Source organism: Runella defluvii (assembly GCF_014195535.1).
GTDB lineage: Bacteria > Bacteroidota > Bacteroidia > Cytophagales > Spirosomataceae > Runella > Runella defluvii.
On sequence record NZ_JACIBY010000009.1, the window covers coordinates 137,022 to 162,986 of the forward strand.

Sequence of the window (25,965 nt, forward strand, 5' to 3'; positions counted from 1 at the left end):
GTGCATGAAAAAGATTGATAAGCTAGTTTTACGGTCATTTCTAGGGCCGTTTGCGTTGACGTTGTGCATTGTGGTCTTCATTTTTTTGATGCGCCTCATTTCCCAATACCTCAATGAACTCGTCGGCAAAGACATTGATTTGTTAAACTATGTTAAACTCATCGTCTTTTTTAGCCTCATAACCATCCCTATCGCGCTTCCTTTGGCAGTGCTCCTTTCTTCGCTCATGACTTTCGGCAACTTGGGTGAGTTTTTTGAGCTAACCGCCATTAAAAGTGCGGGCATTTCTACTTGGCGTGCCATGCGCTCAGTCATGGTCATGGTGATTGCCATCACCCTTTTTTCATTTTGGTACAACAATAAGGTAGCACCTTGGGCCAATTTGAAAGGATACAGTCTGCTCTATGATATTAAAACAGCCAAAGCTACGCTTAATATTAAAGAAGGTATTTTCTACAATGACCTTCCAGGACATAATATTAAGGTGGACAAAAAATTCCCCGCGCCCAACGAACGAAGCCTCAAAGGATTGGTCGTGTATCGTCACAACGTCAATGATTACAACGCAGGTAACCGTGAAGTGATTTTAGCCGATTCGGGCTTGATGTACACCATCAACGACAAAAGTTATTTGGTATTTGAGCTTTTCAACGGCACCCAATATTCTGAGGCTGCCCAAACTGCCAACTCTTTTTCATCACCCAATAGTGGAGGCCAGTTTACCCGTTCCCATTTTGGGCACTACAAAATGGTCGTAAGCCTAGAATCGTTTGGTCTCAAACGAACCGACGAGAATCAATTTCAGTACCACGAGTACATGAAAGACGCGAAGGAACTTCGCAAAGTAGCCGATTCGCTCAAAAAAGAATACCGCAAAAGTAGGGATGGCCTCCTGCCTCAGTCAAAACAATATTTTAGCTACGCTTTCCGTGCTGAAACCATGGCGAAAAATACCACGCCAAAATTTGGCAAATGGGTGGACTCTTTGTTAAAGAAAAAAGCCATTGTACTTCCTGCGGAGAAAGAACAAGTAGTAGCGACTGCCCTGAGTCAAGCCCAAAACATCCGCTCTTACGCCGAAAGTAACAAAACCTACATCACCGAAAAAGGGAAAGCATGGTACCGCTATGACCTAGAAATGCACCACAAATACACCCAAGCCGTGTCGTGTTTCATCATGTTTTTGCTCGGTGCTCCGCTTGGTGCTATCATCAAAAAAGGAGGCTTTGGTATTCCCGTTTTAGTGTCGGTTTTGTTATTTATTTTATCCTACGTACTTACCCTTCAGGGCGACAAATGGGCCAAAGATGGTCTAGTTTGGGTACCTGTGGGGGCTTGGTTTTCAAACACCATCCTATTTTTTGTAGGCATGTATTTTGCCGACCGCGCCCTCAAAGATTCTCGATTGTTTGATAAAGACATTTACATCATTTGGGTAGAACGGATAAAAAAGAAGTGGAAAAATCGTAAATCAACTGCCAATAAGGTGGCTGTTGAAGCCTAACGAAACGAGTTTCTCAAACGCCTCCCACACCTCTTTGGGAATTTCTTGTTCAATCTGAAATCCTTTTTCTGGGTAAACTTTGATGCGTTGAAGATCTCCTACCATGATATGTATCACTTCTTCCAACGTAATTTCGGCAGTGGGATATGCTTGCATCGAAAGTTGGGGGGAAGTCACAATCAACTCTTTTTCTGGCCAATGTTTCTTAAACGTAGCAAAACTTCGGCGCTCCATGTAGGGCTTTTGGACGACAATAAACCGCTCTGGAGCAAGGTTTTCTTTTTGTAGTAATTGCTGGGTAAATAAAATATTCTCTCCCGTGTTGGTTGACTTGTTTTCAATCAAAATCGCTTCCGCAGGAACACCCATTTCGAGGGCAATTTTTGCAAATTTATCGGCTTCTGGCTCCGACCACATTTCTTGGGTAAGCCTCCCAAGACCTCCTGACATGATAAGCAAAGGTGCCCAACCTTGCAAATACAATTCGGCTCCCCGCTCAGCCACGCGCAAATCGTGACTTCCTAATACCAAAATACAGTCTGATTTTTGTAGATGCTGATTAACATGGTGATAGTCCCAAAGTTGCTGGGCAAGTGCTAGGGTTGTTTCTGGAATCATTGGATTGATTTTTTCCAAAAATAGTGCAAAGATTTCGCTGGCGGCGTACTTTCATTGGTAAAGTTTTCGCGCATGAAATACCTAGTCTCCTTTTGGCTCATCACGAGCCCTCTTTTTGCCCAACATTCCCTTGTCGAAAAAATCAAACAATTGCGCCCAGCCACCGAATGGTCGCAAACCGCCGCGATTCGGCTTCAATTTCCTAGTTTTCACCCCCAAGGAATGGTTAAAATTGGGGAGTTTTTTTACATGAGCTCGGTCGAAGTAACCCGAAAACGCCGCGATTCAAGTGATGGTGGCGAAGGTGTTGGACACCTTTTTAAGTTTGACGCTACGGGTAAATTATTGGGCAAAATCACCCTCGGCGAAGGCGCTATGTATCACCCTGGTGGTATTGATTTTGACGGAAAGTACCTCTGGGTGCCCGTGGCCGAATACCGCCCCAACAGCCGCTCCATCATTTATAAAGTAGAGCCCGAGTCACTAACCGCCCAAGAAGTAATGCGGTTTGATGACCACATTGGCGCTATTGTACATCCGCCCTCCTCCCAAACGCTGTCGGGTGCAAGTTGGGGTTCTCGCCATTTTTACCACTGGAATTTAGACAAAGCTGGGGCAGTGACCACAACCACAAATATCCCTGAAAAACAACGCATTAGCAACCCTTCTTTTTACATTGATTACCAAGATTGCCATTCAATAAGCCCCAACCTTATGCTCTGCGGCGGTTTGCAAAAATTCAAAAAAAACGACGGGACAACGCTTAGTTTGGGAGGACTAGAGATTGTCAACTTGACCGATAATCGACCCGTTTTTCAGGTTCCGCTTTTACTTTGGTCGCCTACGGGTGCCCCCATGACCAACAACCCATTTTTCATCGAATCAACGGCAAAGGGTCTGCGTGCCTATTTTGTCCCTGACGACGATGCCGCCTCTACCCTGTTTGTCTATGAGGCTACTTTGAAGTAGAAAGCGTGATTTGGCGCTTTTGAAAGTAATTCAACTACCTCTCAACATGAATTTTAAATTTTCTAAACCTATCGTCATCGCAGCACTGACTGCTTTTATTTCTTACCAATCGGCGGCCCAAGTAGGGGTTGGCGTTAAAGCTCCCAAAAAAGCGGAGGTTTATTTTGATGGTTCTCGCCAAATGTTGGATGAGAAATGGACGTATTGGGATGGCCCACGCCTAGCCGCTACCCTGCCCATCAAATGGTTTATCGTCAATGACCCTGTCAATAAAGGAACGGCCTTAAACACCAATGACCCCGCAGCGGCTGGTGGGAAATATGGCTCGGCCGACATTGTGACGAAGGAAAAGTTCCGCGATTTTCGTTTACACATTGAGTTTTTGATTCAAAAACCTGGAGGAAACAGCGGGGTTTACCTGCAAAACCGCTACGAAATTCAGGTGCTTGACGGTGACACTACTTCGCACGGAATGGCGGCGGTCATCAACGAAACGCCTTCCCCTTATTATGCCTACAATGGCGTTGGAAAATGGAATGCGTACGACATTGTGTTTAGAGCAGCTCGTTTTAAAGACGGAAAACTCGTTGAAAAAGCTCTCGTAACAATGTATTTCAACGGCAAGAAAGTCCATAAAAATCAGCGCATTAACCAAGTGTGGGGCGGGGCTAACTCAGGAATTGACGGAGGAAACGACGGCGGAAAAGGCATTACCGATACGCCTGGTGGCCTCAAGCTACAAGCCGAAGGCCACGACGTGCTATATCGAAATATTTGGATTCAAAAAATGGACATCAGCCAGTCATCCACCGACTTCTAGCGAAGTTTCCACTGCTGCATCGTTTCGCTCCACCAACGCGCCCAACGGTGCGCAAAATATCCTGTAGGTGCCAGCAAAAGGGCATAAACGGCGGCGGTTTTAAAATCAGTTACTGCCCACACAATACCTGTTTGGAGTAACCATATCAAAGGGAATGTAACAAGGGCAAAAAGTACAATTCGGAATGCGCTCGAAAACTGCGGGTCTTTTAGTTTTTTTGTCATCAAAAAAGGAATCCCGTAAGCAATACCGCTGTTGATAGTACCATAAAGCCAAATTGGCAACGTGCCAATCATCCCCAAGGTTTTCAACAGCAAAGCAATAAACGAAGGCTGAGGTTGCCCCGCAATCTCAGCCTCAATTCCTTGGCTCGAAAGCCGCTTTCTCTCCGCCGATGCTTCTTCTATTTTTTGGGCATATACCTCTGGTTCATTGGTTTTTAGACTCGACAGTTCTTCCGATTTTTGTAAAATATGGGTCAACATATCCCCCGCTTTACGGCTTTCTTTGTCGGTTAGCCACTTGATCGTATCGTGGTGGGGCAAATCATCAATGTGTAACATCAATGCTTTGATTTCGTCCGACATTCGACGGGTAATTTGGGTCAATGTGCGTGGCTGATTTTGCTCATAATCAGCCCGATAGTCGCTTACTTTAAAGGGCTCACCAAAATTTAGCACTAGCCTCTCTCCCATTTTTTGACAATGCGAATAGTACAATCCGCAGGGAAGGATTTGCAAATTCACCTTCCAATCGTGCTCTGTTTCTGCCCGAAAAGCGATACGCGCCAGTCCTTTCTTAAACGGCCGAAGGTGATATTGAACGCCATGGTTTCCTTCAGGAAATGCCGCCAATGTACCTCCAGTGCTCAAAATAGTAACGCAGGTTTGAAAAATCTCGTCGTTTTGCTGCATTTCATCTACCCCATCCCGCAAACGATACACGGGTAGCATTTTTAGCGACATCAATAATTTCCGAACGGTATCTTTTTTAAACAAATCGGCTCGGGTCAAAAAGTAAGGTTGGCGTTTGCCCACGTTGAGCACAATCGCCAAGGCATCCATCAAAGTATTTTGGTGGTTAGAAATAATCAACAACGGCGCATCTGGCGATAAATGCGACGGAAAATTCTTAATTTCTACTTGACGATAAAAAATAGTATTGTGCCAAAAACGAACGTAAGCCCTCAAAAGGCTGTAAGAAAAAGTGCGGTGCGACATGGTATCTAAATGCTAACTTTGAGCAAATTCTTCTAAAATCTGTTGATATTCTTTTAAAAACACGTTAAACTCTCGTTCGAGGTTGGCCAAATCCACTGCCAATGTACTGGTATCGTTTGTTTTAAGTTTGCCCTCTCCTATTCTGGCAATTTCGGCCACCCGCGACACCCCAATCGTGCCCGCACTTCCTTTGAGCGTGTGCATGTTGCTTTTGACAACTGGTATATCGTTTTCAGCAAAAGCCGCCACCGCTTCGCTTACCAACTCCGAGGACTCGATGACGAAATCTTCAAAAATAGAACTAATTAGCTCCATTCCTCCCAAATCACGCAATTGCGCCACAATGTCTAAATCAATGATAGGAAGCTTGATTTCTTGGGCTATTTCCTTTTGCTTTTGGCTAAGGGCAATGGTATCTTTTAGGGATTTTCCTGCGTCAACAATCTCTTTTACTTTTTGAATAAGCACCTGAGCACGAATAGGTTTGGGCACATAATCGTCCATTCCTTGACTCAAAAAGCGCTCCCGATCTTCTTTCATTGAGTAGGCCGTCATGGCCACTACGGTTGGCAGGGTTTTCCCAAATTGATTTCTCAAATTTTGGGTGGTTTCGATGCCATCCATGTCTGGCATTTGGATGTCCATAAAAATGACATCATAATGTTGTTTTTCGGGTGAAAATGTAGCGGCAACGAGTTCAATCGCTTTTTTACCACTATCAGCCGTATCGACAATACAACCCGCTTTTTTCAAAATTTCACTGGCTACTTTTCGGTTCACAAAATTGTCATCAACCAGCAAAATAGTGGGGCGATACTCGTTAAAATAATTCTCAAGTTTAATTTCTTCCGACGACGATTTTTGTTGCTGAATCGGACTGATAACCGTCTCTTTGGTCTCAAACGTAAACCAAAACATACTTCCATGGCCAAGCTCAGACTCCACCCCTATTTCGCCCTTCATCAAACGAGTTAACTCCTTGGAAATCACTAAACCAAGCCCCGTTCCTCCAAAGGTTTTGCGTGACGAATTATCGACTTGTGTAAAGGCATTGAACAACAATTTGAGGTTTTCGGGCGTGATTCCAATTCCAGAATCCCGCACTTCGACCTTGATTTTGTGAAACTTTCCTTTTGACCAAACCAGCGACACGTCCACTTTTACCTCCCCATTCTCGGTAAACTTGAGGGCGTTAGAAGTGAGGTTTGACAAAATTTGAAGCAGGCGCGTTTGGTCCGCAATGATGTACTGAGGCAGCCCTTCGTCAAACTTACAAACAAGTGTATTATTCTTATTTTTAGCAACTTGCGAGAAAAGCGCCGTTAATTTCTCAAAAATTTCTTCCAACGAAACAGGGGCTTCGTTGAGCGCCATTTTTCCTGCTTCAATTTTAGAAAGGTCCAGAATATCGTTCAAAATATTCAATAACGTTTCCGACGAACGTCGCATCGTTTGGACATAGTCTTTTTGCTCCACATCCAGTTGCGTTCCGTTCAACAGATCCAACATTCCAATCACGCCGTTCATAGGCGTACGAATCTCGTGACTCATGTTGGCCAAGAACCGTTCTTTAACCTTCAACGACCGTTCGGCTTCTTCTTTGGCCTTGACCAATTCGGCTTGGTTACGTTTAAGTTCCGTAATATCGCGTGCCAACGCCGCAAAAATTGGCGCACCGTCCTCGTCATTTAACAAAAGCATGTTAAACATAAACTGACGCGCCGTCCCGTCTTTTATTCGCAGTTCGGCCTCAAAATTTCGTAAGCTTTTATCCCGTGACAAGCGAACCAAGGCTTTATGAACATCCTTTTTGTTTACAAAATAATCGGCAACTTTGGTATTGAGGGCTTCTTCAATGGTATATCCAGTACGTTTAAGCACCGACGGACTTATCATGGTAATTCTTCCCGAACGGTCGGCTCGCACGTAAATATCTTGCAGGTTGATAAAAATACCCCTAAATTTCTCCTCGCTTTGCTGCATCGAAAGCTCGGCAAGTTTTCTTGGCGTAATGTCGCGTGCAATACCCGATACTTCTTCGATGGCGCTGCCGTTGGTACGGATGGGGCTCAAACTAAACTCAAGCCACATGTCCATGTCCCCATTTCTGGATTCAATTTTCATTTCAAAACCCTGCGGCGTCCCTCTAAATGCCTGACGATAACGCTCTTCCATCAAACGACGGTTATCAATCGTCATCAGCTGCCATCCCAATCGCTCGGTTGTGGTATTAATGGCGGGCGTTGTCCTAAGGTGTTGCTGCAAAAACGACACGTAGTTTTTATTGAATGAAGTCAACTGCAACGCTTTGTTGACCGACCAAATTAAGTACGAACTACTGTCAAAGATGGCGTTCAATCGGGCCGTTTGGCGGTTGAGTTCGGCTTCGTTTTGCTTCCTCGCGATGGCTAATGCAACTTGCCCCGAAATAAACTCCAACATTTCGAGGTTACGATGACGGTACTGGTTGGGGTTTGTGTATGATTTTACGCCAATGATGCCCGTCACCCGATCACCAATGCGGAGCGGGACGCACAGCAGCACTTTTGGTATTTTTCCATACATATAAAGCCCCTGCTTTTCAGCGAGTTCTTCAATGTCTTTTTCGTATAAAAACAGTGATTTATTGGCGCGAATGGCATATTCCGTCAGGCCATTGCCAATTTTTCGTTTTGTAAACCGCACATTGCCTTTGAAGTATTCATCGACATAATACGGAAAATACATATAGCTCTTTGTGGGGTCGTAGAGCGCAATAAAAAAGTTTTTGGCATCAATTACCTTTCCCAATTCTTCGTGTACGCGTTCATAAAACTCATCCAAGTCTTGCGTTTTAATCATCCAATTGGCGATGCTGTAATACAAACTCTGGGAGCGTTCGGCCCGTACTCGGCTGGTAGCATCGTGAAGAATACAACGAAAAGCAGTCGGTTTTCCATTGTCATACCGACAAGTTACACTGCCCGTCAAGTATATTTTTTTGTGTTGTTTATCCCAAAAAACAGTCTCAAAATCAGGCACTTGCTCACCTTCCTGGATGCGTTTCAGGAGTTGAAGCGTTGCATCGGCGGCTTCAGGCCACAAAATATCTTTCAATTGAAGCGTTGCCAAATCCTCCAAATCGTAGCCAAGGCGTTCGCGCCAGACCCGATTGACAAACAAAAATTTACCTTCCAACGACACCAACTGAATCAAATCACTGGTATTGTCCACCAAATCTTGCAACTGGGCATTCGATTTATCGAGGGCATTGGCGACGCGAAGCTTATTTGTCACATCGTCTCCAATCAAGGTAAAATCAACAAGACCTGCCTCATCTTTATTCAAAATCAAGGAGTTAAGCAAAATCGTTCGGAGGTGCTTGTTTTTTGAAACCAGTGGTATTTCTCGAAATTCGGCCACCCGTCCCCGTTCGATAGATTCATTGATAAACGTTTGGATTGCGTTACGGTGGTCGGCGGTTAGCAAATCTTCAAAAAAATTGAAGCGTTGCAACTCCTCCACACTCCAGCCCAGCATACGGGTGGTGTAGGCATTGGCAAAACGAATTCTACCCGTGGGCAGGACCGTCAGTCCAAACAAATTAAGTTGGTCAATAAAGGAGCTAGGTTCGATTTTCAAGGTGATTTCCACAAAAAAAGTAATTAAAGGCTCTAAAAACTCATCATAAATTCGGCAAGGTTCTCGTCTTGCCCAAGGTTCATTTTTTTCCGCAGTCGATAGCGTTTAAGCTCAACACTTCGATAGGTGATATTCAACAACTGAGAAATTTCTTTTGATGAAAGATTCATGCGCAAATAAGCCGCAAGTTTCAAATCACCTTTGGACAAATCTGGATAGTTTTCCATCAATTTTTTAAAAAACTGTTCGTGTACTTGGTTGAAATTTTGTTCAAAAACCTGCCAATCTTTTCCAGTTGAAATGTGGGTTTCAATCCATTTGGAAAGTTGCTGAAAATCATTGGGTTTAGAATGAACCTGCATCTCACTTACCTTGGCCTGAATTTCTTGAAAAAGCTCATTTTTCTTAATCAATTCCATGGTAGAATTGGCCAACTCCTCCGACTTTCTCACCAAGTCTTGCTCCAATTGTTCATTCCTAATTCTAATAATTTCTTGTCGATTTTTTTCCTTCTGTTCTTTCAACTCAAGGGCTTTTTGCTGCTGCAAACGTTCATTTTCAGCCGCTAAACGTCTCTTGTGCCATTGGTACAAGAAAAAACAAATCAAGCAGAAAAATAGACAATAAACCAATTTACTCCACAAATTCCAGTACCAAGGTGGCAAAATACTAAAATTCAGGGTTGCTTCTTGCAAACCTGTGTTCGTTTTGAGGTGCAGTGTATAACTCCCTGGCATCAAATTATTGAACTCTTTCACCGAATTATCAGAAAAGTCTGACCAATCTTTCGACGCATTTTCTAACCAATAACTGTATTTGACACTAGAAGCAAAATCGGTAGAGCTAAACTTAAACCTAAGATTATTTTGGTTGTATTTCAGCGCTATTTCGCCCGAGCGGCCATTTTTGGAGTAATACTGCGTTAGTTCTGGAAACTGTTCTACTTCCAAACCTCGAATCAACGGGCGGACGTTATTTTGGGTCAACAAGTCGGTGGAAGCCAAAAAAGCGAATCCGTTTTCTCTACCAAAAATTCTTGCAACCGAATCATGCGAGACAATGGTCTCATAATCATCCACCAAAAAATTGTTTTGCAGCGGTACCACTTGCCATTGGTTGGGTTCTTTCAATAAACGTAGCCCCCCCGAAATCGTCAACTCCCACCAACTTTTATCCGAAAAGGCAAAGAGTTTTTGTGCTTTACTTTCCTCAAACCGAGCTGATGGTATAAATTTTGATTGCTTTTGGTCAAACTCCTGCACACCTTTCTCTGACGTAACGTAGATTTTGTCCTGTTTCAGTAAGTTGATTGCCCTCAGCCCCAGATTGGTTACCTTTTTCGCCGTTTTATAATCACTTGCAGGTTGAAGCAACACCAAACCCGCATTTTTAGTGTTAAGAATCAATCGACCGTCGGGCAACTCCTCCCATTGCGCCGTTGGATTTGAGAAACCCTCCATCGTATGTTTGAACACCCACTTCCCCTGCGCATCTTTTTCGTACAAACAGAGCTTGGTGTAAGTACTTTGAATCAGCATCGACGGTTTATTGAGCGCGCGTTTTAGTTGCCACCCACCCGTTATATTAGACAATTGAACGGCCTTATCTCCCTCAATCCGATACGTTCCGTTGTTGTGACCACACAAAAGCTGGTCGTCAAACACCTCCAAATCCCAGGCTTGTCCCTGTAGCCCCCGAATGAGCTGAAATTCGGCCTTTGACGTCAATGATTTGGCAAAAACTCCGTGATTCGTAGCCAGATAAAGCGTGTTCTGAAACGTCATGATGTCATATACGGTACCGATTTTGCCTTCTAGGTCTTCAAAATATTTAAAGGGCGAACTCAGCGCAAGCATCGAAATACCATTGTCTAACCCAACCCACACATTGCCCTTTTCATCCTCAAAAAGCGAAAGAACCGTGTTGTTCTGAAGGCCATTTTTTTGGTTAATCTTGTACAAAATCTCCCCGCGCTGGTTGGTCAAGACCAAGCCTTGTCGGATGGTTCCAAACACATAATTGCCATTACGAAGTCGGGTAGCTGCATTTAACTGGTTGGTTCGGATAAAATCATGCAATTCTTGATTAAACACCGAAAATTGTTTGCCATCAAAACGATACAGGCCCTTGTTTGTCCCAATCAGCAGTTCGTTAGGAATAGCAGTAGTAGCGACGGTATAAATCGCTTCCTTTCCCAAAAACTCACTGGCCGCTATTTTTTGAAAGCGCTCCCCTTTTAATTCAAACAAGCCTTTGTCGATGACTTCAAGGTAGAATGCCTTTCCTGCCTGAAACGTAAACAAGATATTGCCAGGGGTTGTGAGTTTTTTTACTTTTCCCCCTTGGTACAAGTACATAAAAGCAAACGATTGGAAAAGAATGCCCGCGGGAGTTTCCAAGATGTGCCAAATTTCTTCGTTTTGAAACGCTTGGTCGTGCACCAATTTCTTCAAGGAATGATACTGCAAAACACCCTTTGCGTTTTCTTTCCAATAACCAAATTCGCCGAGTGCTCCCGTATAAATTAGCCCATCTGTATCGGCCCAAACCGAGCGTACAATTTGCTTATTTGGCAGCTCATATACCCGCCACCGTGCGCCATCAAACTCCAAAAGCCCCTTTGAATTGGCAAAGTACATAAACTGCGTTACGGGGCTTTGGGTAATCTTCCAGTTTTGTCTATCGGCCTTATAAGTCAGGTGGCTATGGTTATACAGCGCAGGCAAACAGAGCGATTCTAGCGTTTGAGAAAGGGCTGTTTTAGTCAAAAAAAAGCATCCCCAAAACCCAAGCCAGCACATACTACGCAAAAACCTTTTACTCATAAAAAAGAGGGTGATTCACATCAAAAAATCGACAATGATGTGGCAAAATACGCATTTATTTGAAAATTTCTAAGATATGATGTGGTATTGATGTATCTAATAATTAGGATTCGATTCGCAAACAGCCTTACCTTTGCCTTCATATTACACCATTATATCTTACTTTATTACAATTAACGATTTTATTTAGCCTATACTAAACTATGATGATGACATTACAACAGCTAACGATGAAAACACTTACGAATACGCTTTTCCTGCTGTTCGTAGGATTTGCGACCTTAGCCCAAAACAAACTTACTGGTAAGGTTTCTGACGAAAAAACCAAAGAAGGAATCCCAGGCGTGTCGATAGCCATCAAAGGAACCAACCTAGGCGCAACCACCGACATGAACGGTCAATTTTCGTTGGCCGTTGCTTCTACTGCCACGTTGGTCATTTCGAGTGTAGGATACGAAACCAAGGAAGTTGCTTATACTGGACAAGCAACGCTCAACATCAGCCTTTCGGAAGCCGCCAACGAGCTTGCGCAAGTGGTCGTGGTTGGTTATGGCACCCAACGCAAAGTTGATATTACGGGAGCAACATCGAGTATCAAAGGAGAAGACCTCGCCAAGCAGCCTGTGATGACGCCTACCCAAGCCATTCAAGGAAAAGTGGCGGGAGTTCAAATCATCAGTAGTGGCCGCCCAGGAAGCTCTCCCAACATCCGTATCCGTGGAACAGGCACAGCTTTGGCAGGAACCGCCACGCTGTTTGTGGTTGATGGAGTTTTGACCGACGACATTAGTAACATAAACACGGCCGACATCACCAATGTCGATATTTTGAAAGATGCCTCTTCCACCGCTATTTACGGCTCGCGTGGTGCCAACGGGGTGGTTATCATTACCACTAAAAAAGGAACATCGGGCAAATTATCGGTCAATTATAACAACCAAATTGGGGCGCGTCAAGCGGCAAACTTGGTCAAAATGGCCAATGCAAACGAATATGCCAACTATTTGAGCGCCGCCAGCGGACGGCCAATTCAGGCAGGAAATGTATCAACCGACTGGTATGGGCAAATTTTGCGAACGGCCATGATGCAAAATCATAACCTGTCGATTTCGGGTGGTTCCGAAAAAGCAACCCATTATTTGAGCTTGGGGTATTTGACCGACGAAGGGATTGTGATTAACAACATTTTTAAGCGCTTTACTGCCCGCCTCAACAACGACTTTACACTTCATCCCAAACTAAAAATCGGCTTGATGACCTCGTACGCCAACAGTCGAGATCAGAATGTCAACTTAGGAGCGGCCTACAACAATGCCTATCGGGCTGCTCCTATCATTCCTGCGGTTGAAAATGGTTTGTATGGAAATACGTCGCTCTATCAAAACGTAGGGAATGCCGTTTTAGACATCAAAAATAACGATGATTTAACCCTCAACAACCGTTTGCAAGGTGCGGGATATGTCGAGTTTAAACCCCTTACTTTTCTGACATTTCGCAGCAGCATGGGAGGCGATTTGATTTTCGCTAACCAGCGTGTTTACAACTATCAATTCAACAACGACGGCACGACCTTTATTCAGCCTGGTGGAAATCAACGAAATCCCAACAGTAACCTAACCAGTCGCCAAACAACCCTATTTCGTTGGGTTTGGGACAATACGGTGTCGTATAATAAGCAATGGAACGACCACACCTTTGGCGTAATGGTAGGTACAACTGCCGAAGCGTATTCGATGAATACCTTCAGTGCCTACCGAAGAGACGTCCCTGCGGCTTCTAACCTTTGGTATATCAACACGGGAAATGCCAACACCTCCACCAACTCAGGCGACGGTGACAAATGGTCGCGCAACTCTTACATCAGCCGTGCTAATTACAATTTTAAAGACAAATACCTATTAACAGCTACCTTACGTGCCGACGGAAGTTCTCGTTTTCCTATTCAAAACCGTTGGGGATATTTCCCCTCGGTGGGGCTTGGCTGGGTTCTTTCAGAAGAATCATTTATGAAAGGTCAACACTTGTTTGAAACCCTCAAACTGCGAGCAAGCTGGGGACGTGTAGGCAACGACCGCATTGATTCGGATGGCTACCTTGTGACCGTTGAGCCGAACCTTGCCTATGCTTTTGGCGGAGGAACTGCCACGTTAGGTTCGGCCATTACCCAAATCAAAGACCCAAATTTGAAGTGGGAAACCACCGAAGAAATGGACTTAGGCGTAGAATTTAGCGCCATGAACGGGCGTTTGCAGGGAGAATTTGGTTTTTATGATAAAAAATCCCGCAACCTACTCATCAACGTCAAAGTTCCGTCGGTTACGGGCGATAAAGACGGCGTCGTTTTGACCAATGCCGCTTCGATTCGCAACACGGGTTTAGAAGCAATGCTTAACTGGAGAGACAAAATCAGTTCGACCGTTTCGTACCGCATTGGAGCCAATGCCACTTTCAACAAAAATAGTGTGATTGGCCTTAACGGCGGACAACCAATTCTTGACGGAGGGATTGGAGCCGCCCAACAATACACAACCAAAACCGATAATGGCCACCCTGTTGGAAGTTTTTACGTGCTTCAAGTACTCGGGGTTTTCCAAACGGATGATGAAATATCGGGCTATAAAAACTCCAAAGGACAAGTGATTCAGCCAGGCGCTTCGGCAGGCGACTTTAAATACCAAGATACCAACGATGACGGACGAATAGACGACGCTGACCGCGTGTTTGCGGGTTCGTATCAACCCAAGGTATTTTTTGGAATCAACCTTGGCTTCACCTACAAAAGTTTTGATTTCAGCGCTGATGCCATCGGAAACCTCGGGAATGTGGTTTACAACGGTAAAAAAGCCTTCCGCCAAGCATTGCTCGACAACGTTGAGCGCTCAATGGCTTACGGCCGTTGGACCCGTGGTAGTGGCATTCAAACCGAACCTGCTGCCAATGCGGGCAACCTTCCTGCTTCTACTTACTTTATTGAGTCAGGAAATTTCATTCGTCTCAACAACGTTACGCTGAGTTATTCGCTCCCAGCTGCTACCCTTCAAAAAGCCCATATCGGCACAGCAAGGGTGTTTATTACTGCCCAAAATATCTTCACGTTAAAAAAATACTCTGGTTTTACGCCCGAACTCCCAGGGGACCCCACCCGAGCGGGGATTGAGCTAAATGCCTATCCAACCACAAAAACGTTGGCGGTAGGTATCAATGTAGGTTTCTAAATCAGTGGTATTCCAACTAAGAAAAGACATGAAAAAGCATAACATTTCGGTAGGTATAGTGAGTTTGCTATTGAGCCTTACAGCTTGCAACAGCAGCTTCTTAGATGTTCCATTACAAGGCAAACCTACGGCTGATACGGATCCAAATTTTGCCCAAAACCTCGTCGTTGGGGTATATAACAGCCTGATGTTGGGTGAAGCATTTGGCGCAGAAGGAGATGTACACGGTATCGCTTTCGTTTCGGCGACCAATATCCTCTCTGACGACGCCGACAAAGGCAGCACTGCCAGCGACCAAGCTGGAACTGTAGGCGTTTTGGATGAATTTACCCACACCCCAACCAATTTGTTCGTCCAAGCGCTCTGGAGTGGCTATTACAACGGAATCGCCAAAGTGAACCAATCGCTCGTTGCCATCAGTAATTCAACCCTCGACGAGGCCACCAAAGCCCGTTTAAGCGCCGAAGTACGCTTTATTAGAGGCTATTATTATTTCAACCTCGTGCGTTGGTTCGGAGGAGTACCCAAAATTCTTCGGGTGCCTAAAGACGCCGCCGATGCAAACAATGACCCCGTTTTCCAAACCCGAGCGTCTGCGGAAGAGATTTATCAAGTGATTATCGACGATTTGCAAAATGGTGTCAGCACCCTTCCTCTACGCAGCCAGACGCAAGCGGGGCGTATCTCCAAAGGAACAGCACAAGCTCTTTTGGCAAAAGTATATATGTACCGAAAAGAGTGGCAAAAGGCGTATGATTTATCCAAAGAAGTAATCAATTCGGGTCAATATGACTTGCTGGCCGACTATTCGACGATTTGGCGGCAAGTGGGAGACAACAGCAAAGAGGCTATTTTGGAAGTTCAAACGGGTCAATTCAATAATTCAGATTTTGGAATCAGCAACTATTCGATGTTCCAAGGGCCACGGGTAGGTGGAAAAGGCGGCTGGACAGACTTAGGTTGGGGCTTTTGTAACCCCACCACGACCTTGGCAAATTCGTACGAAGCAGGTGATTTGAGAAAAAATGCAACCATCATTTTTATCGATAACAGCGGGACGTACAAAGGCACCGTATTATTTGATGGTTTCCGTGTCCCAAGTGCCGACTCCGTTGAAAACCTCAGATACAACTACAAAGCGTACCACAGCGAAAACAAAAACGTAGAAAGCTGGCTGGGCAACCGCGACCGCAAGCAAAAAAATGTCCACTTGCTACGTTTTGCCGAGGTTTTACTTATCCACGCCGAAGCGGCCAACGAACTAGGCAGAAGCGGCGAAGCACTTACTCCGCTGAATCGGGTTCGCCAAAGAGCAGGGCTAAAAGCTGCTACCTCTACCGCACAAACGGCCCTTCGCGAAGCCATTTGGCAAGAACGCCACGTCGAATTGGCCATGGAACACGACCGTTTCTTTGACCTAGTTCGCCAAGGCCGTGCGGCTGAAACATTGCAAAAAACGGGCAAAAAGTTCGTCAAAGGCACGCATGAGCTATTGCCAATTCCTGCGCTTCAAATTGCGCTAAGTGGCGGAAAGTTAATCCAAAACAGCGGCTACTAAGCACCCAAAAACACATCAAGCATCTTATTTTCAATTTTTCTTATTCATTGTTTCAACTTTTTTTTAACACATCTAAAAATCACATGAAAACTAGCAAAATCCTTTTAGGCGCATTGGCAAGTGCCATCATCACAGGAAGCATGTTGACATCTTGCAGCAAAGAAGAAGCTTTACCTCCTATCGGTGGTTACAACAACGCCGACGAAGTAGCAAGCTCAAACTTAGTGGCGTATTGGGGCCTTAATGGCGACCCTAAAGAAGCAAAATCAGGAAGCGCTCCTACCAAGTCTCAAAACGTGTCTTATTCAACAGGTATCAAAGGGCAAGCGGCTAACTTTGCCGCGGGTTATTTGGCATACGATGCCATCGCTTCATTAAACAGCCTTCCCAATGCCACCATTAGTCTCTGGGCTAACGTAAAAAACAATGGTTCAAATCCATCGGTATTTTTTACACTTACTCGCCCCAACGAATGGGCAGGTAACGTCAACTTGATGGCCGAAACAGGTTGGAGAAAAGCCGCTTCTGATACTTTGGTATTGAAAGGACTGGTTGTTACGAAAGTGAATGGGAACGACTCTTGGCAAGACTCGCGCAACGAACCTGCCAAAGGAGGAGTTCAGGCCGCAAAATTTGGCGGTACATGGACGCACATAGTAATGACATGGGATGGCGCAACGTCTAACTTCAAAATTTACGCAAACGGCGTTAAGGTATCGAACCCAGAGTGGGAATTGAGAGGAACAACAGGTACGCTCAACTTCACAACTCCAACCAAGCCAATCATTGGTGCATGGGGCACCAACATCTCGGGAACACCAGACGCGTGGCAAGTACCTTTAACAGGAATGATTGATGAAGTTCGGGTTTGGAACAAAGCCCTTTCTGAAGGTGACATTAGCTCCCTTTTTCAGCTTGAGACTGCTGGACGCTAATTGTTAATTTTTGATTTTCTACCCTACTTTTTACGATACAAGAGCACCATCTCCTCCGAGGGGTGCTCTTACTTTAGGCACTCAAGTCATTGGCGCATCCTAAAATCACATTCATTATGGTTACCCTAAAACCACTCCTTTACTTTGCCAGCGTATCTGCGCTTATTGTTTCAACGAGTTTTTTTTCTTGCAAAACCCAAAACATTGCCACCCCAGAGAAATTTTACTATACGTTGGTGACCGTCAACGACCAACAATCTGGTGGGTTTTATGCCAACAATACCAACCTTTTGCCCAAAATAGAAATAAGTTTTTCGGCACCACTCAATACAACCTCCGCCACCGCGGCGATTTCGTTGGTAGAGCGCCAGTCGTCGGCAAAAATCCCCCTCAATTATACTTTTTTTAAGGCCGACAGCGCGGTTCGACTTGTTCCGCAACAACCCTTAAAAAGCATTACGCAGTATAGTATTTTGGTAGGCCCTGAGCTGGAGTCCCGCAAAACTACCCTTCTGAATACCAACATTAATCTCGGACTAACCACGGCGCTCGATACCGCCGATAAATTTCCGCGTATTAGCGACGATGAGCTGTTGACCTTGGTACAAAAGCAGACTTTTCGCTATTTCTGGGAATTTGGTCATCCTGTCTCTGGGCTTGCTCGCGAGCGAAATACCTCTGGCGATGTTTGTACCTCTGGCGGAACAGGCTTTGGCGTCATGGCCATGGTGGTGGCAGTTGAGCGCGGGTTTATCACTCGTCAACAAGCGGTTGAGCGTTTGGCCAAAATGACTGATTTTCTAAAAAATAAAACCAAAACCCACCACGGCGTTTTTCCTCACTGGTTGAACGGCACAACGGGCGCCACTGTTCCTTTTAGTACCTATGATAACGGCGGCGATTTGGTCGAAACCGCTTATCTCATCCAAGGGTTAATGACCGCTCGGCAGTATTTTGACAAAAAAACGACGGAAGAAACCGCGCTTCGCCAAACCATCAACGACATTTGTAATGCTGTTGAATGGGATTGGCATACCAAAAACGGCGAAAAAGTATTGTACTGGCATTGGTCGCCCAACTACGAATGGCGCATGAATCACCAAATTCACGGCTGGAACGAATGCTTGATTACGTACTTCTTGGCTGCGGGCTCTCCTACCCACAGTATCAACAAAGATGTATATACCAATGGTTGGGCTGAAAATGGCAAAATGAAAAATGGCAAGCAGTTTTATGGCGTAACACTGCCCCTCGGATTTGACTTAGGCGGGCCGTTGTTCTTCTCTCATTATTCGTTTTTGGGCCTCAATCCCAAAGGATTAAAAGACCAATACGCCGATTATTGGCAACAAAACTTAGCGCATACTCAAATCAACTACAAGTACTGTCTGGCCAATCCTAAAAATTATTCGGGCTACAGTGCTGATTGTTGGGGACTTACGGCAAGCGACACCAACAACGGTTACGCGGCCCACTCTCCCACCGAAGATTTGGGGGTCATCAGCCCTACTGCGGCGATTTCGGCCATGCCTTATACGCCACAAGAGTCCATGCGGGCATTGCGGTTTTTCTATTACAAATTGGGCGATAAGATTTGGAAAGACTACGGTTTTGTTGACGGCTTCAACCTTACCAACCTTTGGTGGGCCAATTCATTTTTGGCCATCGACCAAGGCCCCATTATTTGCATGATTGAAAACCACCGTACAGGATTATTGTGGAAACTTTTTATGTCGTGCCCCGAAGTCCAAACTTCTAAAACTAAGTTGGGTTTTGAATAACCCCCCTCTCGAAACGTGCGGTCTGGTTGGAAGCAACCAGACCACACGACCACTGCTCTAACATTTCCTACTCCTCGATAGCCCTCCCCAAAGGGTTATTTTGTACTTTCGTGCCGCAATTGCGCAAACATAGCCCCACAAAAGCCTCCAAGGCATGAAAGTTAAAGCAAAAAAACACTTAGGACAGCACTTTTTACGCGATTTGGATGCGTCCTACCGCATCGCTGACCTTCTCTCTGGACACGGAGGATACGACACCGTGCTCGAAATCGGCCCAGGAATGGGGGTATTGACGCAGTTTATTTTACCCAAGGAACAGTACAACACCTATGTGGTTGAGATAGACCGTGAATCAGTCGCCTATCTAAAAGTAAATTTCCCCAAACTCGAAGGTAAAATCATCGGTGGCGATTTTCTCCGAATGAACCTCAACGAATGGTATCAGTCTATTCAAAATGGTACTTCGACTGGGACGGGACGGTTTGCCCTGATTGGCAATTATCCTTACAATATTTCGTCCCAAATTCTTTTTAAGGCCCTCGATTACCGCGACCTTATTCCTGAAATCATTGGGATGTTTCAAAAAGAAGTAGCGCTCCGAATCGCAGCGCCTCCAGGGAAAAAGGACTACGGCATTTTGAGCGTTTTGCTTCAAGCCTTTTATGACATCGAATATTCCTTTACCGTTCCGCCCGAAGCCTTTGACCCGCCACCAAAAGTACAATCAGGCGTAGTTCGACTCAAACGCAACCAAGTTGACAAACTTGATTGTGATGAAAAGCAGTTTACCCAAGTAGTGAAGGCGGGTTTTAATCAACGACGTAAAACGCTTCGGAATGCGCTCAAACCGCTCGGTCTCACTTTTAATCACCCGCTTCTTGACAAACGCGCCGAGCAACTTAGCGTGGCTGATTTTGTTTTGTTAACCCAGCTTGTAGAAAATCAACCTGCCAGCGGCGAATAGCCGATAAAGACGTATTGAAGGTATGACGTTTGAATTAACCAAAGAGTTTCTCGAAAAAATTGAAACGGCCATCACTGGACGAGACGATGCCTTGCTTCGGGCAGAAATGGATGAGTTGTACCCTGCCGACATCACCATGTTGTTGTATGAGCTGGAGACCGAACCCGCCCATTACCTTTTCAGCTTGCTCAATACGGAAATAGGTGCCGAAATTTTGGCAGAAATAGAACCCGAAGACCGCAAACGTTTTTTGGAGAATTTTTCGTCCGCCGAAATTGCCCGCTACATCGAAGTTTTTGATTCGGACGATGCCGTGGATTTGCTCCAAGAGCAGCCCATTCAGGTTCGGGAAGAAGTCATTGGGCTGCTAGAAGACCGTGAACAAGCCCGTTTTATCATTGACCTCCTCCCCTACGACGAAGATGTGGCTGGGGGATTGATGCAAAAAGAATTGGTCAAAGCCAATGTCAATTGGACGGTCAATGAGTGCATTGAAGAGATTCGTAAACAAGCCGAAGACGTTGAAAAAGTGTATGCTGTCTATGTCGTTGACGACAATCAGACCTTACTAGGGCTTATTTCGCTCAAGAACTTGGTGTTAGCCCGAAAAAACACCAAAATCGGCAACATCTACGACGAAGACATTCACTACGTCGAAACCTACCGCCCCGTTGAGGAAGTATCCGAAATCATGCAACGGTACGATTTAGAGGCCATTCCAGTCGTAAACGTCCAAAAACGTTTGCTTGGTCGCATCACCATTGACGACGTTCTGGACGTCATTATCGAAAAAGCCGAAGAAGATATTCAAGCAATTTCGGGTATCACGGGCGAAGTGGAAGAAGACGATAACCTTTGGCAACAAGTGAAGGGGCGTCTGCCATGGCTGATTGTGGGCGTGATTGGAAGCTTGATGGCCGCTACTGTAATTCGGATTTTTGAGGGCGAACTCAGCAAAATAGCCGCCCTTGCGATGTTCATACCCATCATGGGTTCGACGGGTGGAAACGTCGGAATCCAAACGGCTTCGTTGATTGTGCAAGCCTTGGCCGACAAGTCAGGGTTAGAAATAAGTTGGAAAGAACGTTTGCTTAAAATCATTGTCATTGCCTCCCTCAACGGCCTCATTATTGGGCTTTTAGCAGGATTATACGTACTTGTTTTTAGTCAAACCCAGTTGGTGTGGGTGGTAAGTCTTTCCCTGATGGCGGTGGTATTACTGGCTTCCTTTATGGGGACAATTACCCCTCTTATCCTCGACCGCTTTGGTATTAATCCCGCAGTTGCCTCGGGGCCATTCATTACTACTGCCAACGACCTCGTTGGGATAGGTACCTATTTTTTAATTGCGCATTTTTTGTTGAAAATGTAGAAGGATCTTTTACCATAAAATTCTAAAAATGCGATGAACCAGGAAATTAAAAAAGAACTTTTACGCTTAGAAAAACAGCACAACATCAAAATCTTGTTTGCTGTTGAGAGTGGCAGTCGTGCTTGGGGATTTGCTTCTACCAATAGTGATTGGGATGTTCGATTTGTATATATTCATTCGCTAGATTGGTATTTAACAATCGATGAAAAGCGAGATAGTATTGAGGAAATGTTACCCAATGAGCTTGATTTTTCAGGATGGGAGCTAAAAAAAGCCCTAAGACTATTTCGAAAATCAAACCCTCCCTTGTTAGAGTGGTTACAGAGTCCTATTGTTTACTTAGAACAAACTTCGACGGCCCAACAACTTCAAAAGCTGACACAGGAGGTTTTTAACCCAAGAGCTTGCCTTCACCACTATTTACACATGGCAGAAGGCAACTACCGAGATTATTTGTTAAAAGAACAAGTCCGCTTAAAGAAATATTTTTACGTTTTACGCCCGCTACTTGCCTGCGATTGGATACTAAAAACTAACCGTATGGCTCCAGTAGAATTTGACGTACTCCTTGAAAGTCAGATTGATGACCCAAGTTTAAAAGCCATTATTCAAGAATTGTTGATACGAAAAAAGTCAGGTGAAGAGTTAAATGAAGCTGACCCTATCCCAGCTCTCAACCTTTTTTTAGAAGATAAAATAGCATTTTATACCAATTTTGTCAAAAGTATTGAAAAAGTTGCCCCGCCTTCCAGCCAATTACTCAATAGCCTATTTCGCAATTCATTGACTGAAGCTTGGGCTTAAGTTTTGATTTAGCAATTTGTTTACTACGTTCAAAAATGCCATTCATCGAAGCACTTAATCCCTCCTCCATTCGAGCCATTGCACAGTTAGCCACTCAACTTTGGCCTGATACTTCATTGGATGAAATGCTAAGTCATTATCAAGAAGTTTTAGAATTAGGTGAGGGTACATGTTTCTTGGCATACCAAGAAGGGCAACCCATTGGTTTTATTGAACTTAGCATTCGTCATGATTACGTAGAAGGTGCCGACGAACTACCCGTTGCCTACATTGAAGGGCTCTACATCGCTAGCGATTACCGACAGAAAGGTCTGGGGCAAATGCTTATTACACGTGCCGAGCAATGGGCTGTTCAACATGGATTTAAACAACTCTGCTCCGATGTTGAAATTGAAAATCAACTTAGTATTCTCTTCCATGAAAAAGCAGGCTTTAGCGAAGCGGCAAGAATCGTGTGTTTTGTCAAAAATCTTGACTAGACATTTTATCTACCATAATGTTATATAACACTGTTTATATCTAACATTGTAACGTTTCCCCCTATTCTTACCTTATAAAATATCTTTTTTTTGGATAGAGGCACATTTTCAATTGTTTAAACAATCATTCTCCAGCTAATACCTACTAATTTTGCATTTGTGTTGGTAAACACGTAGCGAATAAGCAATCACATTTAATATTAACATAAAATGTCAGTAGCAACAGGAACGTACGTACCGTACAAAGTTAAAGACATCACATTGGCCGATTGGGGCCGCAAAGAAATTCGTTTGGCGGAAGCCGAAATGCCTGGTTTGATGGCACTTCGTGCTGAATATGGCGCTACGAAGCCATTGAAAGGCTCTCGTATCGCAGGATGCTTGCACATGACTATCCAAACTGCCGTTTTGATTGAAACGTTGGTTGAATTGGGTGCTGAAGTAACTTGGTCTTCATGTAACATCTTCTCAACGCAAGATCACGCTGCTGCTGCTATTGCTGCCGCGGGTATCTCAGTATATGCGTGGAAAGGTATGACTGCGGAAGAATTTGATTGGTGTATCGAACAAACACTTTTCTTCGGAGAAGAGCGTCAGCCATTAAATATGATTCTTGACGACGGTGGTGACTTGACAAACATGGTGTTTGACAACTATCCTGAGTTGATTGCAGGAATCGGTGGTTTGTCGGAAGAAACAACAACAGGTGTACACCGTTTGTACGAGCGTATGAAAAACGGCACATTGCACCTTCCAGCAATTAACGTAAACGATTCGGTTACTAAATCGAAATTTGATAACAAATACGGTTGCAAAGAGTCATTGGTGGACGCTATCCGTCGTGCTACTGACTTGATGTTGGCTGGTAAAGTGGCCGTTGTAGCAGGTTATGGCGACGTAGGTAAAGGCTCGGCAGAATCACTTCGTGGTGCTGGTTGCCGCGTTTTGGTGACCGAAATCGACCCAATCTGCGCATTACAAGCAGCGATGGATGGTTTTGAAGTAGTTACGATGGATGAAGCTGCGACGCGTGCTAACATCTTTGTAACGGCGACAGGTAACATCAACATCATCAAAGGCCGTCATTTCAAATCAATGAAAGACAAAGCAGTAGTTTGTAACATCGGTCACTTCGATAACGAAATCGACATGGCTTGGTTGAACGAAAACTACGGCGCAACGAAAGAGCAAATCAAACCACAGGTTGATCTTTATACAGTAGATGGCAAAGAAATCATCGTCTTGGCAGAAGGTCGTTTGGTGAACTTGGGTTGTGCGATGGGTCACCCATCTTTTGTGATGTCAAACTCATTCTGTAATCAAACATTGGCACAAATTGAGTTATACACCAACCCAGGCAAATACGAAAAACAAGTTTATATCTTGCCTAAGCACCTCGACGAAAAAGTAGCGAAATTGCACTTGTCACACATTGGGGTGAAGCTTGAAACCCTTGATGAAGAGCAAGCAGCTTACATCGGTGTTACAGTAGCAGGGCCATTCAAATCAGAATTGTACCGCTACTAAGCCATTACTTGTTTTTTGCTCGGTCAGACGATAGTCAGACCGAGCAAAAAGGTCAAACAGGGTCAGACGATAGTCAGACCCAAAGGTAAAAAAGGCTATTTGGTCTGACTATCGTCTGACCAAATAGCTTTTTTACTTATTAGGTTGCGCGGTATAACGCAAATAAGGTTTTACGATTCGCAAATCGCTGTATTTTTTCTGGGCATCTTCCGTCGAAACAGCAGGTACCACAATCACATCTTCTCCTGGTTTCCAGTCTGCTGGCGTCGCTACTTGGTTATAAGCCGTTAGTTGAAGCGAATCAATAACGCGAATAAGCTCGTTGAAGTTACGGCCTGTTGATGCTGGATAAGTCAACGTAAGTTTAATTTTCTTATCTGGGCCAATCACAAACACCGAACGAACCGTTGCTTTTTCACTCGCATTTGGGTGAATCATGTCATACAACGTTGCCACGTTACGGTTTTCATCCGCAATGATTGGGAAATTTACTTCCGTACCATTTACTTCGTTTATATCTGGTACCCAACGCGCGTGAGAATCCAAATCATCCACGCTCACCGCTATTACTTTTACGTTTCTTTTTGCAAATTCGCCCTTCAATAACGCCGTTTTGCCCAATTCTGTCGTACAAACTGGTGTAAAATCGGCAGGGTGAGAAAATAACAATCCCCAAGAATCACCTAACCATTCGTGGAAACTGATAGGGCCTTGCGTAGTATCCGCTTGAAAATCTGGGGCAACATCGCCTAATCTAAGTGACATGATAAATAAGAGTTTTTGTGGAATGAATATTTTTACTTATAGACTATCGGCTTTGTATGGTTTATCCGATAATTGAAAGCCTCTTTTTTGGGAGGCTTGACAAATGTAGTACAAACGTACAGTAAAAATTGTTCCAATTAGCAAAAAAATAAAACTAAACCTTCTGAGAAAAACGTTATTGATAATAATTGTTTTAGCGTGAAGTACAGCATGTTTCGTAAACACCTCTTCTATCTATTTTTAACCACCTTTACCATTCCTGCTCGAGTGTGGGCAGCTGACGTTGACTCCACTTCTGTCAAAACCAGTGACTCTACCCATACTCCTAAATCGCTCAAATTCCTCAAAGAATTATTTTCCAGTAGCCAAGACAGCATGAGGCGCGGCCCCAACCTCATGTACACCCTCAACTGGGACGCTAGAAGTTCGTTTATTGACAAAAAATTTGTCAATATTTGGGGCGTAAATACAGGAATAAAATTTGGGCGGAAACGCCATGAACTTACTTTTGGGTATTATTGGCTTACGTTTAACTCATTTCTACGACTCATTGACTTCCGTAAAAATGCTTCGCAAGTCATCAATTTGGGGTACTATACCAAAACCGACCTTTATTTTTTTAGCTTAATGTATTTTCCCAATATCATTGAAAACAAGCGTTGGCGTTTTAGCATACCTGTTGAACTGGGTGTGGGGGCAACCCAAAGTTCGAGAAACAAACTTCTGAATGATTTGATGATTTGGCGGCGAAACGATATTTTTATGCCTGCCCAAGTCGGGCTCTTTCTTAAATGGAAAGCAACTCGGTGGGTGGGTTTCAGTGCCCAAGGTGGCTATCGCTATGCGTTGTACCAAAAAAATGTACCCTCCAATTACAACGGCCCCTATTATAGTTTAGGCTTTACGATTGAAAGTGAAGTTTTTACAGATTCGTATCAATGGGCTAAAAAAACCATCAAAAAACGCCAAGAAAAACGGAGTAAATAGC

The 25,965-nt window shown here is 44.4% G+C and carries 18 protein-coding genes; 13 read left to right on the top strand and 5 right to left on the bottom strand.

What is annotated here, in order from left to right; genetic code table 11:
* The first annotated feature begins 4 nt into the window (after positions 1 to 4).
* Positions 5 to 1,504, top strand: a complete 1,500-nt coding sequence (locus FHS57_RS20155) for an LptF/LptG family permease (protein WP_183976847.1) — start codon at positions 5 to 7, stop codon at positions 1,502 to 1,504.
* On the opposite strand, the gene FHS57_RS20160 is transcribed toward FHS57_RS20155, so the two are convergent.
* On the bottom strand, positions 1,472 to 2,122 hold the full coding sequence (locus FHS57_RS20160) for a YdcF family protein (RefSeq protein WP_183976849.1): 651 nt from the start codon (positions 2,120 to 2,122) through the stop codon (positions 1,472 to 1,474). The two genes, FHS57_RS20155 and FHS57_RS20160, sit on opposite strands and share 33 nt — an antisense overlap.
* Before the next feature lie 72 nt (positions 2,123 to 2,194).
* On the opposite strand from FHS57_RS20160, the gene FHS57_RS20165 reads away from it, so the two are divergent.
* Positions 2,195 to 3,091, top strand: a complete 897-nt coding sequence (locus tag FHS57_RS20165) for a DUF6454 family protein (RefSeq protein WP_183976851.1) — start codon at positions 2,195 to 2,197, stop codon at positions 3,089 to 3,091.
* Between the two features lie 46 nt (positions 3,092 to 3,137).
* On the top strand, positions 3,138 to 3,911 hold the full coding sequence (locus tag FHS57_RS20170; protein ID WP_183976853.1) for a 3-keto-disaccharide hydrolase: 774 nt from the start codon (positions 3,138 to 3,140) through the stop codon (positions 3,909 to 3,911).
* Here the strand turns inward: FHS57_RS20170 and FHS57_RS20175 are convergent.
* The 3 genes from FHS57_RS20175 to FHS57_RS20185 are packed head-to-tail and all read right to left on the bottom strand — an operon-like array spanning position 3,908 to position 11,577.
* A complete protein-coding gene (locus FHS57_RS20175; RefSeq protein WP_183976855.1) occupies positions 3,908 to 5,131 on the bottom strand; it encodes a 1-acyl-sn-glycerol-3-phosphate acyltransferase in 1,224 nt (407 codons plus the stop codon). The two genes, FHS57_RS20170 and FHS57_RS20175, sit on opposite strands and share 4 nt — an antisense overlap.
* A gap of 12 nt (positions 5,132 to 5,143) precedes the next feature.
* Positions 5,144 to 8,764 carry a PAS domain S-box protein gene (locus FHS57_RS20180; RefSeq protein WP_183976857.1) on the bottom strand — a complete coding sequence of 1,207 codons (3,621 nt, stop codon included), beginning with the start codon at positions 8,762 to 8,764 and terminating at the stop codon, positions 5,144 to 5,146.
* Positions 8,765 to 8,784: 20 nt separating this feature from the next.
* Positions 8,785 to 11,577: a triple tyrosine motif-containing protein gene (locus tag FHS57_RS20185; RefSeq protein WP_183976859.1), complete on the bottom strand. Its 2,793-nt coding sequence runs from the start codon at positions 11,575 to 11,577 to the stop codon at positions 8,785 to 8,787.
* A gap of 230 nt (positions 11,578 to 11,807) precedes the next feature.
* Here FHS57_RS20185 and FHS57_RS20190 point away from each other — a divergent pair, with 230 nt between their 5' ends.
* The 9 genes from FHS57_RS20190 (at position 11,808) to ahcY (ending at position 24,212) form a co-directional block, all read left to right on the top strand.
* Positions 11,808 to 14,792, top strand: a complete 2,985-nt coding sequence (locus tag FHS57_RS20190; protein WP_183976861.1) for a SusC/RagA family TonB-linked outer membrane protein — start codon at positions 11,808 to 11,810, stop codon at positions 14,790 to 14,792.
* A 28-nt stretch (positions 14,793 to 14,820) separates the two neighbouring features.
* A complete protein-coding gene (locus FHS57_RS20195) occupies positions 14,821 to 16,350 on the top strand; it encodes a RagB/SusD family nutrient uptake outer membrane protein (RefSeq protein WP_183976863.1) in 1,530 nt (509 codons plus the stop codon).
* Positions 16,351 to 16,433: 83 nt separating this feature from the next.
* Positions 16,434 to 17,285, top strand: coding sequence for a LamG domain-containing protein (locus tag FHS57_RS20200; RefSeq protein WP_183976865.1), 852 nt, complete (start codon positions 16,434 to 16,436; stop codon positions 17,283 to 17,285).
* Positions 17,286 to 17,401: 116 nt separating this feature from the next.
* Complete coding sequence (locus FHS57_RS20205; protein ID WP_183976867.1) at positions 17,402 to 19,066, top strand: glucoamylase family protein; 1,665 nt, start codon at positions 17,402 to 17,404, stop codon at positions 19,064 to 19,066.
* Positions 19,067 to 19,220: 154 nt separating this feature from the next.
* Complete coding sequence (rsmA, locus tag FHS57_RS20210; RefSeq protein ID WP_183976869.1) at positions 19,221 to 20,030, top strand: 16S rRNA (adenine(1518)-N(6)/adenine(1519)-N(6))-dimethyltransferase RsmA; 810 nt, start codon at positions 19,221 to 19,223, stop codon at positions 20,028 to 20,030.
* A 22-nt stretch (positions 20,031 to 20,052) separates the two neighbouring features.
* Positions 20,053 to 21,402 (top strand): magnesium transporter, encoded by a 1,350-nt coding sequence (gene mgtE / locus FHS57_RS20215; RefSeq protein WP_183976871.1) that lies wholly within the window; start codon positions 20,053 to 20,055, stop codon positions 21,400 to 21,402.
* Between the two features lie 33 nt (positions 21,403 to 21,435).
* A complete protein-coding gene (locus FHS57_RS20220) occupies positions 21,436 to 22,206 on the top strand; it encodes a nucleotidyltransferase domain-containing protein (RefSeq protein WP_183976873.1) in 771 nt (256 codons plus the stop codon).
* A 35-nt stretch (positions 22,207 to 22,241) separates the two neighbouring features.
* Positions 22,242 to 22,685, top strand: coding sequence for an aminoglycoside 6'-N-acetyltransferase (gene aac(6'), locus FHS57_RS20225; RefSeq protein WP_183976874.1), 444 nt, complete (start codon positions 22,242 to 22,244; stop codon positions 22,683 to 22,685).
* Positions 22,686 to 22,895: 210 nt separating this feature from the next.
* Complete coding sequence (gene ahcY, locus FHS57_RS20230) at positions 22,896 to 24,212, top strand: adenosylhomocysteinase (protein WP_028524543.1); 1,317 nt, start codon at positions 22,896 to 22,898, stop codon at positions 24,210 to 24,212.
* A gap of 132 nt (positions 24,213 to 24,344) precedes the next feature.
* On the opposite strand, the gene FHS57_RS20235 is transcribed toward ahcY, so the two are convergent.
* On the bottom strand, positions 24,345 to 24,977 hold the full coding sequence (locus FHS57_RS20235; protein ID WP_122930200.1) for a peroxiredoxin: 633 nt from the start codon (positions 24,975 to 24,977) through the stop codon (positions 24,345 to 24,347).
* A gap of 210 nt (positions 24,978 to 25,187) precedes the next feature.
* Between FHS57_RS20235 and FHS57_RS20240 the strand changes: the two genes are divergently transcribed.
* Positions 25,188 to 25,964 (top strand): hypothetical protein, encoded by a 777-nt coding sequence (locus tag FHS57_RS20240; RefSeq protein WP_183976876.1) that lies wholly within the window; start codon positions 25,188 to 25,190, stop codon positions 25,962 to 25,964.
* Position 25,965 lies beyond the last annotated feature (1 nt).

Coding starts and splice junctions, on each gene's coding strand:
- FHS57_RS20185 (WP_183976859.1), bottom strand. CDS start 11,577: ATGAGTAAAAGGTTTTTGCGTAGTATGTGCTGGCTTGGGTTTTGGGGA.
- FHS57_RS20160 (WP_183976849.1), bottom strand. CDS start 2,122: ATGATTCCAGAAACAACCCTAGCACTTGCCCAGCAACTTTGGGACTAT.
- FHS57_RS20190 (WP_183976861.1), top strand. CDS start 11,808: ATGAAAACACTTACGAATACGCTTTTCCTGCTGTTCGTAGGATTTGCG.
- FHS57_RS20240 (WP_183976876.1), top strand. CDS start 25,188: ATGTTTCGTAAACACCTCTTCTATCTATTTTTAACCACCTTTACCATT.
- FHS57_RS20220 (WP_183976873.1), top strand. CDS start 21,436: ATGAACCAGGAAATTAAAAAAGAACTTTTACGCTTAGAAAAACAGCAC.
- FHS57_RS20195 (WP_183976863.1), top strand. CDS start 14,821: ATGAAAAAGCATAACATTTCGGTAGGTATAGTGAGTTTGCTATTGAGC.
- FHS57_RS20205 (WP_183976867.1), top strand. CDS start 17,402: ATGGTTACCCTAAAACCACTCCTTTACTTTGCCAGCGTATCTGCGCTT.
- rsmA (WP_183976869.1), top strand. CDS start 19,221: ATGAAAGTTAAAGCAAAAAAACACTTAGGACAGCACTTTTTACGCGAT.
- FHS57_RS20155 (WP_183976847.1), top strand. CDS start 5: ATGAAAAAGATTGATAAGCTAGTTTTACGGTCATTTCTAGGGCCGTTT.
- FHS57_RS20165 (WP_183976851.1), top strand. CDS start 2,195: ATGAAATACCTAGTCTCCTTTTGGCTCATCACGAGCCCTCTTTTTGCC.
- FHS57_RS20170 (WP_183976853.1), top strand. CDS start 3,138: ATGAATTTTAAATTTTCTAAACCTATCGTCATCGCAGCACTGACTGCT.
- FHS57_RS20200 (WP_183976865.1), top strand. CDS start 16,434: ATGAAAACTAGCAAAATCCTTTTAGGCGCATTGGCAAGTGCCATCATC.
- ahcY (WP_028524543.1), top strand. CDS start 22,896: ATGTCAGTAGCAACAGGAACGTACGTACCGTACAAAGTTAAAGACATC.
- FHS57_RS20235 (WP_122930200.1), bottom strand. CDS start 24,977: ATGTCACTTAGATTAGGCGATGTTGCCCCAGATTTTCAAGCGGATACT.
- FHS57_RS20175 (WP_183976855.1), bottom strand. CDS start 5,131: ATGTCGCACCGCACTTTTTCTTACAGCCTTTTGAGGGCTTACGTTCGT.
- mgtE (WP_183976871.1), top strand. CDS start 20,053: ATGACGTTTGAATTAACCAAAGAGTTTCTCGAAAAAATTGAAACGGCC.